Raw genomic sequence first — 12,873 nt, 5'->3', positions numbered from 1 at the left:
AGGTTTTTTCTGTGCGTTTTTGTGTCTTTGTTTTTTCACGCAGAGGCGCAGAGAACGCAGAGAGTTATAATATAAAGAAAACTAAGAAAAAACATAATTAACTCAAAATTAGCTTGTGAAAACATGGAAGCTGAAAAAAATAACTATGGAAAAAAACCAATAATTGATGCTAACCAATCTTACACTTTTGCTGATTACTGCAATCCTTTAAATAGTATGAGTGAAACCCTGGCTGATATTGCTATACCACCGCAGTTTCCTGATCATACTCAACTACCGGAGTCTGATGGTACATTCGTGAAGAACTTTCAAGAACATCCCCAAAGCATAATCATCACAGATTCAATTATTCAAACTTTACAAAAGTTACATCCCGATGGACAATTTTGTATAGGTCAAGATTGCGGGATTTATTGGCGAGAAACAGAACCACCGGAAAAGGGAACAGTAGCACCAGATTGGTTTTATGTCCCTGATGTTCCACCAAGATTAGATGGTAAAATTCGCCGATCCTATGTTCTATGGCGGGAATATATTCCCCCTTTAATTGTCATAGAATTAGCCAGTGGTAATGGTGAAGAAGAACGAGATAAAACACCTTTAGCGGGTTTACAACCAGGTGAAAAACCTGGTAAATTTTGGGTTTATGAAAGAGTTATTCGCGCTCCCTACTATGCCATTTATGAAGTTAATAGTGGCAATTTAGAAGTTTATCATTTGGTAGATTTTTCTTACCACAAAATGCAACCTAATGAACGGGGACATTATCCAATTCTGCCATTAGGTGTAGAATTAGGATTATGGCAAGGAAGTTACTTAAATAATCCCGATCAAGTTTGGTTGCGTTGGTGGGATAATCAGGGTAATTTATTATTGGTCGGTAAGGAAGAAGCACAGTTAGAAAGATTGAGAACTGAACAACAACAACAAAGGGCTGAACAAGCAGAAAGTAAAGCTGCAAAGTTAGCTGCAAAATTGCGAGAATTGGGTATAAATCCAGAGGATCATTTATAATCATTAAGATCCCCGACTTATATAAAAGAAGCCGGGGATCTACAAACAAACGAACCACAGAGGACACAGAGAGAAGATGCAACGGGCTATTGTATCACAAAATTTTCAACTTCAAAAAATTAATTGGGTGAGTTTTTTTGCTGACTTCCTGTTAGTAGGAATGGTTTTTGGTCCTCCTATTGCTCCCTTTTTAGCCGCTTCTGGTTTTTTGGTACTGCCTAATATTGGGGATATTATTTATTTTATGGGTAATCATGTCTGTCCTCAACCTACTATGGGTTTGGAGTTAGCACCACCTCACATTATGGCGGTGTGTATGCGGTGTTATGGCACGGTTACAGGGTTGTTAATTACTCGTATTTTGTATATCTTTACCCAGGGAAAAAACCGTTTCTGGTTACATCAATATGGTTGGATCGGTGCTGCTTTTGCTAGTGTGTTAATGATGGCTTATCCTTTGGAGTTAGCAGCGCAAGTTTTTAGTTTGTGGGATTTTAACAATTATATTGTTACTCCTTTTGGTTTAATTACTGGTTTAGCTTGGGGGTTGTTTGCTATGCCAATTTTACACAGGCACACAAAAAGGTAAACCACCTAGAGTAAACCTACCACTGCCACGACCATCGTCTACAATGTTCGTTAACATTTTTTATTCCTTTGATGAAAATAATGTGATTTAGTTCACGCACCTTGGATAACTAGTAATTTGATTAATACATGATTTGAAGATAGAGGAAAGGCGTTTTTGTTGTTGTTCTTAGTAATCAATCATCACTCAAATGCTAATTCATTAGTCCAATCTTTCCTGAGCAAAAAGAATTTTTACTCTCTCAGGATATAACCTATATATGCAATTACTGTGCAAGATTTGTGCAGAATTTGTGCAGATCAAATTTTCTAGAAAGTTGTATGATGATGGTGAGTTGATTCTTTTCTAACAATGCATTTAATAAATGAAACCTGTGAGATATAAAAATCTGGTAGAGACAGTTTATCAATCGCCTCTACATTGAACAGATTAACAACAAATTCCCTATAATTTTGTATCAATTGTATCAGTTGAGACGATATCCCAAACCATGAACAGTTTCAATCAAAGTTTCCGGCGCACCTAAAGCTCTTAATTTCTGTCGAATACTTTTAATATGTGACCTTACTGTTTCCTCCACTGGAGAGTCATCAACAGACCAAACCTGCTCAATGATGCTAGAACGACTCAATACCCTTCTACCATTAGCAACCAGCAATTCTAAAATTGCATACTCTTTAGGAGTCAAGGACATAAGATGACCATCATAGGTAGTCTCGTAAGTGCTGGGATTTAAAGTTAACTTTCCCCAAGATAAACTGACTGTACTGGCAGCACTACCACGTCTGAGTAAAGCACGTATCCGAGCCATTAATTCTTCTAAGTCAAAGGGCTTTGCTACATAATCATCTGCGCCGGCATCTAAACCAGCAACCTTATCGGCTACGGTATCACGGGCAGTTAGCATTAATACGGGTGCTGCTGAATTACGATGTGCTGGACTGTTGGTGCTAGTGGTGCGTAAGCGGTGACAAAATCTGATGCCATCTAACTTTGGTAAAGTGACATCCAGCACCACTAAATCATACTTCATTGACTCTGCTGCGTGCCAAGCTGCTTCTCCGTCTTGAGCAACATCGACTATATACTTTCGTCTGGTTAAAGCTTCTATTAGTGCTTCTGCCAGTTGAATATCGTCCTCAACTATTAAAATTCGCATAATTTATTCCTTATTCCACAGCAAGTCATGAAGTAATGAGGGAAATATTAACTTAAATTGACTATCTGAATAAAAAGGTAATTTATGAAATTGCATTTTTCAGTAAATTGGATTTCTGCGGGAGTTTCTTTGGCTATATCTCTGATGCTTTTGGTTACTTTCGCTGCATTAAACAACACTACCGAAATTAAGGAAAATGTTGCTCAAGTTCAACATACTTCTCAAACACTCAATACTTTGACAGATTTTTATGCAGCAATGACTGTGGCTGAATCAGCACGACGGGGGTATATATTTTTGGGCAGTCAACAAGATTTGGATCGTTATCAAACTGCTATCAATAATATTAAAAATGACCTCAATCTATTAGATATTCAAATACATAAAAATATCAATCAAAGACAGAGGTTAAACAATTTAAAATCATTGTTTAATCAAAGATTATCTCTGTTAGAAGAATCTATAAAACTTTATCAAAAAGATGAAAACGCATGGCAACGGCAAAATAAAATTACCGAACTTAGTGTTAAGCTCAGAGAGCAAATTATAACGATATTTTTAGAAATTCAAGGGGAAGAACAAAGTTACTTGAAAACTTATCTCCAGCAGTCAGAAAATGGTATTCACTTACGAATAATCATGGAAATTATAGGAACTTTTTTAAGTTTGTTAGTAATTTGCATTTTATGTTTTGTAATTGAGAGTCAATCGGTGAAACGAGAACATATTAAATCTTTAGAAGCTTCCTTAGCTCAAGAAAAAAAGATTGGTGAACTCAAGGTTCAGTTATTTTCTATGATTTCCCATGAATTTCGTACTCCTTTAAGTGTAATTTTGCTATCTTGTCAGTTATTAAGGGAAATTTTGATAGAATTAGTAGATGAAAAAGAGTTAAAAAATCTCTACCGGATTCAGTCTTCTGCTAAGTTAATGAATCACCTATTAACAGATATATTAACTTTGACTAGAGCGGAGGCAGGTGAACTAGATTATAAACCTCAATTAATTAATGTGGAAAATTTTTGTTTAAATTTGCTGGAAGATGTGCAAATGTTTAGTCGCACAACTCATACTATTAAGTTTATCAAACATGGTCAATCTTTTCGGGCTAATCTAGATGAAAAGTTACTATATTCTATTTTGAGTAATTTACTGTTAAATGCTATCAAATATTCATCACCAGGGGGTAAAATTTACTTGTTTTTAAATGCTCAACAGGATGCTACTATTTTTCAAGTGATAGATGAAGGTATCGGTATTTCTCCAGAGGAACAGGTGAGGCTTTATGAGCCTTATTATCGCTCGGAAAATGTTGAAGGTATTGTTGGTACTGGGTTAGGATTACCAATTGTGAAAAAATGTGTAGATCGACATCAAGGAGAAATTTTTGTAGAAAGTAAAGTGGGTGTAGGAACAACTTTTACTGTGAAAATTCCTATATAGCAGGAGTCGTAGGGGCGAAGTAGGGGCGAAGTAGGGGCGAAGCATTCGGAAAATAGCCTGGTCATAAAATTGATAATTTCTTGCCCGAATGCTTCGCCCTTACAGGAAAATAGCCTGGTCATAAAATTGATAATTTCTTGCCCGAATGCTTCGCCCTTACAGGAAAATAGCCTGGTCATAAAATTGATAATTTCTTGCCCGAATGCTTCGCCCTTACAGGAAAATAGCCTGGTCATAAAATTGATAATTGGTTGCCTGAATGCTTCGCCCTTACAGGAAAATAGCCTGGTCATAAAATTGATAATTTCTTGCCCGAATGCTTCGCCCTTAAAGGAAAATAGCCTTTTCATAAAATTGATAATTGGTTGTCTGAATGCTTCCCCCTCTCTTCCTTTGCGTCTTTGCGCGAAACTCTTTTCTACTTCGCAGCTTTAAACCACTCTGTCACCCCATCCGCTAAAGTCCGCGCCATTTTCCTCTGTTCTTGGGGGTTGACTATTTCCTCAAACTCCTGGGGGTTAATCATAAAACCTAATTCTAATAATACTGAAGGTGCAGCAGCAGGACGAGTCAGGGCTAAATTATTCCAAAATACCCCATAATGAGGTTTCTTCAATGTTTTTACTACATGATTTTGCAAAAATATTGCTAAACTATGTGCTTGTGGATGATACCAAAAAGTCCCAAAACCTCTGGTTTTTTCGGCATCGCCATCATCTGGTAAAGCATTGTAATGAATAGAAAGGGCGATCGCCGGTTCTTCTTTTTCAATTATCTGCTGACGTTCCACTAAAGACACATCCCGATCATCTTCCCTTGTCATCACCACCTTTGCACCCCGTTTTACCAACTCATCCCGCAGTAACTTAGAAATTACCAAGTTGGCATCTTTTTCTGGATACCCAGTCGGACCAATTGCACCAGACTCTTTACCACCGTGACCAGGATCAAGTAATATCTTAATACCAGATAAAGGTAGGCGTTTTCTGTTGTGAATCTTAGGTGCATGGCGCAAGGTCAAAACCAGCGTTGTGTTGTCGTATTTCAGCTTATATCCCCACTGTTGGAAGTTTTTGAGGTTAAAGGTATATTTCACCTGTTTAGGACTCACCTGTTGCCAATCCAGGCGATAAATTAAGGGGTCATCATCCAGGCGAATGGTGTCTGTTTGAGCAATAGTATTGTAAAGGGTGAGACTAAAAGTGCGATCGCCGAAGGCGGGGCTTTGCCCATCGCTCTGTTCCACACTTACAGGTATGGGCATTTGTAAAGGAAACCTGATTTCTGTTCTATCAGACAAGCGACGATATCCCACACTACGAATTACAGTCTGTGGTGGTACTGCACCTGGTATAATTCTAGTTTCTTTACTATTGATCCAAGCCCCATAGTCTAAGCGAAGCCAGTCACCTTCTCTACCTGTAACTGTTGCTCTTGTTCCCTGTGGTAGTGGTGTCAGTCGAGAATAATCTGTACTAGGACCTGTGCGAGCAACACCTGATGTTGCTGACACTTCCACAACTGGCAACTGTGCAGGTGCAAGAATTTCAATTTTGCCCTTACCAGTTTCAGTGATAGTCTGACCATTCAATGTCAAACTATATTGAGGTTGTCCTAAATCAGCAGCATTGGCCACTGTTGTACAACCTTGATATTTGTTAGGACTAGAAGTTGTGGGTTGATTTCTTCCCGTTAGTACACCTGAATTAGCAGGTAATTGCGCCTGTGGTGGTTGTGGTAATAAGGGAATGGTTTGTTCGGCCAACTTGACAGAAACACCAGCTTGAGGAGGTGCAACCGCACCAAAACAAATCAGTTCTCCCGGTAGTTTGGCAATATCAACAGCAGGAGTCAGAGAATCTTTAGCAAAGCCTAAACCTTGTGGTAATTCTGGTTGAGTAGAAAGCCTTGTTACTTTAATCTCTCGTTCCTGATTTTGGTAACGTACCTTAAATACATTCTCCCCTAACTGTAAAGGGAAACTGGGAGAAAAATGACCAGCCTTGCTGCGGTTAATTAGTCTACCATTGATGAGAACTTCTCCATCTAGTGGTGCAGTACCGATAAAAAATATTTTTTCTTTACTGGTTTGGTAGTTTGTTGGGGGAAAAACTACTAGGAGCGATGTTTGTGCAAAAGCAACGGAGGAGGTAAGCAGACAGTTAAATACTACTAATCCTAAGAGTTTTTTCACGGCAAAACACAGAAGATTTTACGATAATGACTGTGAGACAATGGGCAATAAAGGATAAAGAATGAAGCATAAAAAGTGAAAATTCCGAAGTCAGGAGTCAGGAGTCAGAATATTTGATAAATCAGTAAATGAACGAATCATGATTTTTGGCGTAACCGTTAAAAACCTGACTGCTAAAAGCTGACGAGGTAGCTTACCTTTAAGCATTAGCTGAATGTTTACTTCATATTTAGCCCTTGGGCGCACGCTTGATCCTTCAAGAGACAGGATGTATTTTTAGAAGTTGCTAGAAATTGAAAATACTATGACTAAGTTTATCTTTGTAACTGGAGGCGTTGTTTCCAGTATTGGTAAAGGCATTGTAGCAGCAAGTTTGGGGAGGTTGTTAAAATCTAGAGATTATTCTGTCTCTATTCTCAAACTTGATCCTTATATTAATGTTGATCCAGGTACTATGAGTCCCTTTCAACATGGGGAAGTTTTTGTTACCCAAGATGGTGCAGAAACAGATTTGGATTTGGGACATTATGAACGTTTTACTGATACTTCTATGTCCCGGTTAAACAGTGTTACTACTGGCTTGATTTATCAATCTGTGATTAATAAAGAACGCCGGGGAGATTATAATGGTGGGACTGTACAAGTAATTCCCCACATTACCAATGAAATTAAAGACCGAATTTTAAGAGTTGCTAAGGAAACTAATCCAGCGGCAGTAATTACGGAAATTGGCGGGACTGTGGGTGATATTGAGTCTCTACCATTTTTAGAAGCTATCCGTCAGTTGCGGAAAGAGGTGGGAAGACAGAATGTTTTGTATATGCACGTCACCCTTCTCCCTTGGATTGCTTCAGCAGGGGAGATGAAAACCAAACCTACACAACATTCTGTTAAAGAATTGAGATCCATTGGTATTCAACCAGATATTTTAGTCTGTCGTTGCGATCGCCCCATTGGTGTGGGTTTAAAACAAAAATTATCGGAATTTTGCGATGTACCGGTAGAATGTGTGATTACTTGCCAAGATGCTAGTAGCATTTATGAAGTACCTCTGATTTTAGAAAAAGAAGGACTGGCACAACAAACTTTAGATTTGTTGCAAATGGAACAACGCCAGCCTGATTTAAGTCAGTGGGAAACAATGGTAGAAAGAATGTATAGTCCTAAATACAGCGTGGAAATTGCCATTGTTGGTAAATATGTGCGTTTAAGTGATGCTTATCTTTCTGTGGTTGAATCCTTACGTCATGCGGCGATTTCTACTTACGGTGATTTACGAATAAGATGGGTAAATTCAGAAACCCTAGAAACTGAGTCAGCGGAAAATTATCTTGCAGGTGTGGATGGTATTCTCGTTCCTGGTGGTTTTGGTAGTCGGGGGATAGATGGCAAAATTGCCGCGATTAAATTTGCACGCGATCGCCAAATCCCCTTTTTAGGTTTATGCTTAGGAATGCAATGTTCTGTGATTGAATGGGCGAGAAATGTTGAAGGTTTAGCAGATGCTAACAGTGCCGAATTTGACCCCTACACCACAAATCCCATTATTAATCTTTTACCTGAACAACAAGACGTAGTAGATTTAGGTGGAACAATGCGCTTAGGTTTGTATCCTTGTCGAGTGCAACCGGGTACAATAGCCTTTGATTTATATCAAGAAGAAGTCATTTATGAACGTCACCGACATCGTTATGAGTTTAACAACTTGTACCGCAATGCTTTATTAGAGTCTGGTTACGTTGTCAGTGGTACTTCTCCCGATGGAAGGTTAGTAGAAATAGTTGAATATCCCAAACATCCATTTTTTATAGCTTGTCAGTTTCACCCAGAATTTCAATCTCGTCCGAGTACACCCCATCCTTTATTTAAAGGTTTCATGGAAGCTGCTATTTCCCGTACTCATCACAGTAAGAATACATCTAAACCAGTGCAGGTTTCCTAATTTGGTGATTGGTGATTGGGGACTGGTGATTGGTGACTGGGAAAATACAAATAATTTCCCCCTGCACCCTGCACCCTGTTCCTCTGCCTCTTCCCCAGTCACCTGTCACCTGTCACCTGTCACCTATTCCCCACGCTAACTTAGCAGCACCTACCATTCCCGCTGAATTACCTAATTCTGCTGGTAAAATTTGTAAACCTAAACGGGATGTTGGTAAAACTCGCTTTTCTATTTCTGCTTGCATTGCTGGTAAGAAATACTGAAAACTCGCACTTACACCACCACCAATAATTACCGCTTGGGGTGTGAGTACATATATTAAATTTGTTAAACCAATTCCCAAATCTTTACCATATTCTTGCCAAAATGTCAAGGCTTCAAGATCACCATTTTGGGCAAGTTTACCTAATTCTGTGGGTTCTTTTCCTGTGCGACGACGAATAGCGGCAATTGATGTATGCTGTTCTAAAGAACCTTGATTACCACTATTACACATTGGACCATCGGGGTTGAGAGTAATTAAACCTAATTCTGCTGCTGCTCCTTGATGTCCCACAAATAATTTACCATCAAGAATAATCGCACCACCAACCCCAGTTCCCAAAGTTAATAAAATTAAATGTTGAAAATTACGGCCTGCACCTAACCAAGCTTCTCCCAAACCTGCACAGTTAGCGTCATTAGCTAGGATAGTGGGTTTGCCAGTTTTTGCTTCTAGCCAATCTGCTAAGGGTACATTTTGCCATCCTACCAGATTAATGGCAACTTTGGCAACTCTGCCAGCAGCATCAGCAGGTCCGGGAGTTCCCACACCGATAGCTATACTTTGATTATCTGGATCAATTTGAGCGATCGCCTCTATCATCTTTAATAATACAGCTTCTGGTGTTGCTGGTTGGGGAGTATCCACAGTTATAGATTGTAAACATTTACCATCTGTTGTAAAACGTCCTAACTTAATTGCTGTTCCACCTAAGTCTATACCGATTACTTGCTGCACTGTTTAATTCCTAAATCTTGATTTTATGAGAATATATTTTAACGCAGATAAACGCAGATAAACGCGGATAGGGATTGATAAATTAATGGATTTCATGATTCTGTGTAGCTTCACATATTTTTGGTATAAAATCAAGGAAATAATTTATTAAGTATTTATTCTTATGGATATTTATCAACTTAAAAAAAAGGCAGATATTTGTTTACAACAAGATGATTTTACCACGGCTATTAGTATTTATGAACAATGTCTGGATTTAACACCTGATCATATTACTTTATTTTGGTATTTAGGATTATCTTGGTTATTGTTGGTAGATGCAGAAAAATGTCATGAAGTTTGGTTATCAGGTTTTGCAAATAGAGAATTTGCTGATGATAATGAAGCTTTGAGCGAATTTATTGATTTTCTCAAAAAGCAAAGTCAAGAATATTTGAATATCAGAAAATATGCCATAGCTCAAAAAATTTATGAGGCTATTTTAGAGTGGGATGATAGTCAAGCTGAAGTATATTATAACTTAGGTTATGCAATAGCAAATCAAGGAGATTTAGAAACAGATATTTCCTATTGGGAAACTGTTGTGCAAATTCAACATGTAAATTATGTATGTATTGCAACGGATAGATGTTAAAATTATGTAAAGTAGCTATCCTATAAATACAATAAATATTATAAATATTATAAATATTATAAATATTATAAATATAATATTATGTATACAAAAATAATTTAAATTGGGTAATTTATTCATAGAGGTAACAAAAATTCTCTCATCCCCAAAGAAACCACTATGAAACTAACCATAAAAGCTAAGTTGATGCAGCATCTACTGATCAAAAATCAAGTTAATGCAGGTTTTACTATTATTGAATTGTTAATTGTATTTATTCTGATTGGTATTCTATCAGCGATCGCTCTTCCTTCCTTCCTAAGTCAAGCTGCAAAAGCACAACAATCAGACGCTAAAACTTATATAAGCGCATTTAATAGAGCGCAACAAGCTTACAGAATGGAAAATTCAGCTTTCGCTGGGGATATAGAGACTTTACAACTGGGTATTCCTACTGTAACCAATAATTAGAATTATAACATTGCAGCAGATATTAATACTACTACGGTTACAGCAGTAGCTAATGACGCTGCTGCGCTTAAAGGTTTTAATGGTGGTGTGACTGTTCTTTTAAGTGGAATTACTGTAAGTGTTGCTTGTCAAACCGCAGGAACATTAGCTAATAATCCTATTACTGCTCCTAGTTTAACTTCTACTGGAGCAAGTTGTACAGGAACGATGGTTAGTATGGATTAGGAATTAATTCTTTTTAGTAAGAATCTGCACATTAGCAACAGTGTAAGACTTAATATGAGATTTTTCCGAAGTTATCAGCGGTGCGCCTTTTAATATACCAGATAAAGCAACGGAAAGCATTAAACCACCGGTAGCAGCTGCAATTAAAGTAAATTTATCGTTCACAGAAGTATCTCAGTTTTGTTGTTAGTTATCAAGAGTCAGGAGAAAGACTTAGTTTTTCTCACCCAGTCACCAGTCACCAGTCACCAGTCACCAGTCACTAGTCACCAATCATCTATTTTCTCTTCTCAAACGAGGATTGACAAACTCATTCAACCCTTCACCAAGTAGTGATAACCCTACTACCATGATAGTCATTGCTAAACCAGGAAAAAGGGTGGTCCACCAAATACCTGTAGGTAGTGCTTCCAGAGCTTGTTTTAAATCATAACCCCATTCGGGTACATCTTCGGGTAGTCCTAAACCCAAAAAGCCTAAACCACCTAATACTAATATGGCATCTGCTGCGTTAAGGGTAAAGAGGACGGGGACACTTTGAATAACGTTGAAAAATAGATATCTTGATAATACAATCCAGGTAGAAGCGCCCATTGCTTGCGCTGCTTCGATGTAGACTTCGGTTTTAACGCTGACGGTGTGGTTACGCACAACGCGATAATATTGGGGAATGTAAGCAATACTAATGGCGATCGCCGCATTTAATATTCCTCTCCCTACCACAAAAGCTAAGGTAACAGATAGCAGCAAACCCGGTAAAGTGTAAATGCTATCCATGAGAAATAGTAAAGTTTTATCTAATTTTCCTCCTAAATAACCACTTACCATTCCCAAGGGTACACCCACAATCATACTTAATGCAGTGGCTAAAATAACTACTTGCAGTGCTGCTTGTGCGCCAAAAATTGTTCTGGAAAAGACATCATAACCCAACCGACTTGTACCAAACCAATGTTTTAAAGAAGGTGCTTCATGAATAGGGTTACTTAAAAATTCTTTGGGGTTTTGTAACCATCCCCACTGTTGGAAAACTGGGGCAAAAAAGGCTAAAAAGATAAAAAATAAAGTCATTGCTAAACCTATCAACATAAATCTCTGGGATAGGTTAGATTTAGCAAAGTTTAAAAATCTTGGTATGCGGCTTTTTGTAATAGTCATGGTAATATAATTATGATGGTAATTTTTTTCTAACCCTTGTGGAACAGGCATCTTGCCTGTTAACCTTGTACCTCATAACTTAGGAAACGGCTGTAAAAATATAAATTATATATTACAATAACCAATTTTTTACAATAACCAATTTTCTAATTTAAGTCCTTCAATTCTGGATAAATCGGAATCATTAGAAACAAGAATTAAATCTAAGATAATTGCTGTTTCTGCTATTAAAATTTGAATCTAGTAAATAATTCACAGTGTTATTTTCCTTCTACCGCTGCATCAAAAATCGCTATTTCTTCGGGTGATAAGTCGTTCAATGTCCCTGCAACAGCTTCTAACACAAGAATTTTATCAATTCTTCTGGTTAAATCATGTTCTTTAATTGCTCTCATTTCCTCTGGTGACAATCTACCAAATAATTCTATCAGCATTTCTGTCATTTCATATTGGTCTAATTTGACTTTGTAGAAACTAAGCTGTTACACCGCTAAATTGTATAATCCTAATATTCTGAACTCTTGTGGAACAAGCCTCTTGCCTGTTCCACTTAAACAAATTAAATGCACAACAGCTTACTTCCTTGAAATAAGTTATCTACCAACGTGGAAATACGTTCTGTTAGTTCTTGTTGATACTCGGTTATTTGTTCTTGCATGGTTTTGACTCCTGATGACGGCTGAATATTTACATTATACAGCAGATTTCATCTGAGTGAGGTACACAAGGGCGTGCAGGATGCCCACCCCACAAGAGTTTTACAATAGACTTCTCCAAAATAGAATGTATTAATTTGTCTTAAGTTGTAGGGGCGAAGCATTTGGGCGATAATTTAACGAAAAAATCAGACATCTAGATAGGGTTTGCTGAATAAACACAAAACCTAGATAAAACAAGAGTTTAGGGGGCAGAACAGAGGAACAAAGTGCAAGGAAAAGGGGTAAAATAGGTAAAAACCCTTGCATCAAGGTGCATCAAAATGTATCGCAAACAAAAACAACAAGACACAGCACCAGAAGAATTTGAGCTATCCTTCGGGGGGAAACTAGCAGCAGATAACCGTTG

The 12,873-nt window shown here is 37.8% G+C and carries 15 protein-coding genes and 1 pseudogene; 8 read left to right on the top strand and 8 right to left on the bottom strand.

The features are described 5' to 3' along the window. The first annotated feature begins 216 nt into the window (after positions 1-216). Both FFR48_RS07885 and FFR48_RS07880 read left to right on the top strand, forming a co-directional pair. Positions 217-1,014, top strand: coding sequence for a Uma2 family endonuclease (locus FFR48_RS07885; protein ID WP_137666992.1), 798 nt, complete (start codon positions 217-219; stop codon positions 1,012-1,014). 76 nt (positions 1,015-1,090) lie between these two features. After that, a complete protein-coding gene (locus FFR48_RS07880) occupies positions 1,091-1,603 on the top strand; it encodes a DUF2085 domain-containing protein (protein ID WP_137666980.1) in 513 nt (170 codons plus the stop codon). Between the two features lie 466 nt (positions 1,604-2,069). On the opposite strand, the gene FFR48_RS07875 is transcribed toward FFR48_RS07880, so the two are convergent. Further along, the gene (locus FFR48_RS07875; protein WP_096565328.1) at positions 2,070-2,762 is read right to left on the bottom strand and encodes a response regulator transcription factor; all 693 of its coding nucleotides are present in this window, start codon (positions 2,760-2,762) and stop codon (positions 2,070-2,072) included. 84 nt (positions 2,763-2,846) lie between these two features. Here FFR48_RS07875 and FFR48_RS07870 point away from each other — a divergent pair, with 84 nt between their 5' ends. Next, positions 2,847-4,205: a sensor histidine kinase gene (locus tag FFR48_RS07870; protein ID WP_096565326.1), complete on the top strand. Its 1,359-nt coding sequence runs from the start codon at positions 2,847-2,849 to the stop codon at positions 4,203-4,205. Positions 4,206-4,623: 418 nt separating this feature from the next. On the opposite strand, the gene FFR48_RS07865 is transcribed toward FFR48_RS07870, so the two are convergent. Continuing rightward, positions 4,624-6,399, bottom strand: coding sequence for an N-acetylmuramoyl-L-alanine amidase (locus FFR48_RS07865; RefSeq protein ID WP_137666979.1), 1,776 nt, complete (start codon positions 6,397-6,399; stop codon positions 4,624-4,626). Positions 6,400-6,703: 304 nt separating this feature from the next. Between FFR48_RS07865 and pyrG the strand changes: the two genes are divergently transcribed. Beyond that, positions 6,704-8,341 carry a CTP synthase gene (gene pyrG / locus FFR48_RS07860; protein ID WP_096565322.1) on the top strand — a complete coding sequence of 546 codons (1,638 nt, stop codon included), beginning with the start codon at positions 6,704-6,706 and terminating at the stop codon, positions 8,339-8,341. Here pyrG and FFR48_RS30035 read toward each other — a convergent pair. Both FFR48_RS30035 and FFR48_RS07855 read right to left on the bottom strand, forming a co-directional pair. After that, the gene (locus tag FFR48_RS30035) at positions 8,319-8,450 is read right to left on the bottom strand and encodes a hypothetical protein (protein WP_268932420.1); all 132 of its coding nucleotides are present in this window, start codon (positions 8,448-8,450) and stop codon (positions 8,319-8,321) included. The genes pyrG and FFR48_RS30035 overlap by 23 nt on opposite strands. 3 nt (positions 8,451-8,453) lie before the next feature. Further along, positions 8,454-9,341 carry an ROK family protein gene (locus FFR48_RS07855; RefSeq protein WP_137666978.1) on the bottom strand — a complete coding sequence of 296 codons (888 nt, stop codon included), beginning with the start codon at positions 9,339-9,341 and terminating at the stop codon, positions 8,454-8,456. Between the two features lie 163 nt (positions 9,342-9,504). On the opposite strand from FFR48_RS07855, the gene FFR48_RS07850 reads away from it, so the two are divergent. From FFR48_RS07850 to FFR48_RS07840, 3 genes are all read left to right on the top strand, one after another. Then, positions 9,505-9,975: a tetratricopeptide repeat protein gene (locus FFR48_RS07850; RefSeq protein WP_137666977.1), complete on the top strand. Its 471-nt coding sequence runs from the start codon at positions 9,505-9,507 to the stop codon at positions 9,973-9,975. A 159-nt stretch (positions 9,976-10,134) separates the two neighbouring features. Then, entirely contained in the window at positions 10,135-10,425 is a 291-nt protein-coding gene (locus FFR48_RS07845; RefSeq protein ID WP_137666976.1) for a type IV pilin protein, read from the top strand. A gap of 87 nt (positions 10,426-10,512) precedes the next feature. After that, on the top strand, positions 10,513-10,650 hold the full coding sequence (locus FFR48_RS07840; protein ID WP_162501860.1) for a hypothetical protein: 138 nt from the start codon (positions 10,513-10,515) through the stop codon (positions 10,648-10,650). Positions 10,651-10,653: 3 nt separating this feature from the next. Here FFR48_RS07840 and FFR48_RS28925 read toward each other — a convergent pair whose 3' ends face one another. Beyond that, a complete protein-coding gene (locus FFR48_RS28925) occupies positions 10,654-10,815 on the bottom strand; it encodes a hypothetical protein (protein ID WP_187041981.1) in 162 nt (53 codons plus the stop codon). A 15-nt stretch (positions 10,816-10,830) separates the two neighbouring features. Here FFR48_RS28925 and FFR48_RS07835 point away from each other — a divergent pair, with 15 nt between their 5' ends. Next, positions 10,831-10,983, top strand: coding sequence for a hypothetical protein (locus FFR48_RS07835; protein WP_162501859.1), 153 nt, complete (start codon positions 10,831-10,833; stop codon positions 10,981-10,983). Here FFR48_RS07835 and FFR48_RS07830 read toward each other — a convergent pair. From FFR48_RS07830 to FFR48_RS07820, 3 genes and pseudogenes are all read right to left on the bottom strand, one after another. Then, on the bottom strand, positions 10,924-11,808 hold the full coding sequence (locus FFR48_RS07830) for an ABC transporter permease (protein WP_137666991.1): 885 nt from the start codon (positions 11,806-11,808) through the stop codon (positions 10,924-10,926). The two genes, FFR48_RS07835 and FFR48_RS07830, sit on opposite strands and share 60 nt — an antisense overlap. Positions 11,809-11,937: 129 nt before the next feature. After that, a pseudogene (locus FFR48_RS29340) lies at positions 11,938-12,042 on the bottom strand (VapC toxin family PIN domain ribonuclease); the annotation flags it as partial. A gap of 26 nt (positions 12,043-12,068) precedes the next feature. Continuing rightward, positions 12,069-12,251, bottom strand: coding sequence for a hypothetical protein (locus tag FFR48_RS07820; RefSeq protein ID WP_307722511.1), 183 nt, complete (start codon positions 12,249-12,251; stop codon positions 12,069-12,071). Positions 12,252-12,873 lie beyond the last annotated feature (622 nt).

It is taken from the genome of Sphaerospermopsis reniformis (assembly GCF_005402885.1).
GTDB classification, from domain to species: domain Bacteria; phylum Cyanobacteriota; class Cyanobacteriia; order Cyanobacteriales; family Nostocaceae; genus Sphaerospermopsis; species Sphaerospermopsis kisseleviana.
The sequence above is the reverse complement of the archived record's forward strand: the minus strand, read 5'-3'. Positions and strand labels throughout refer to the sequence as shown.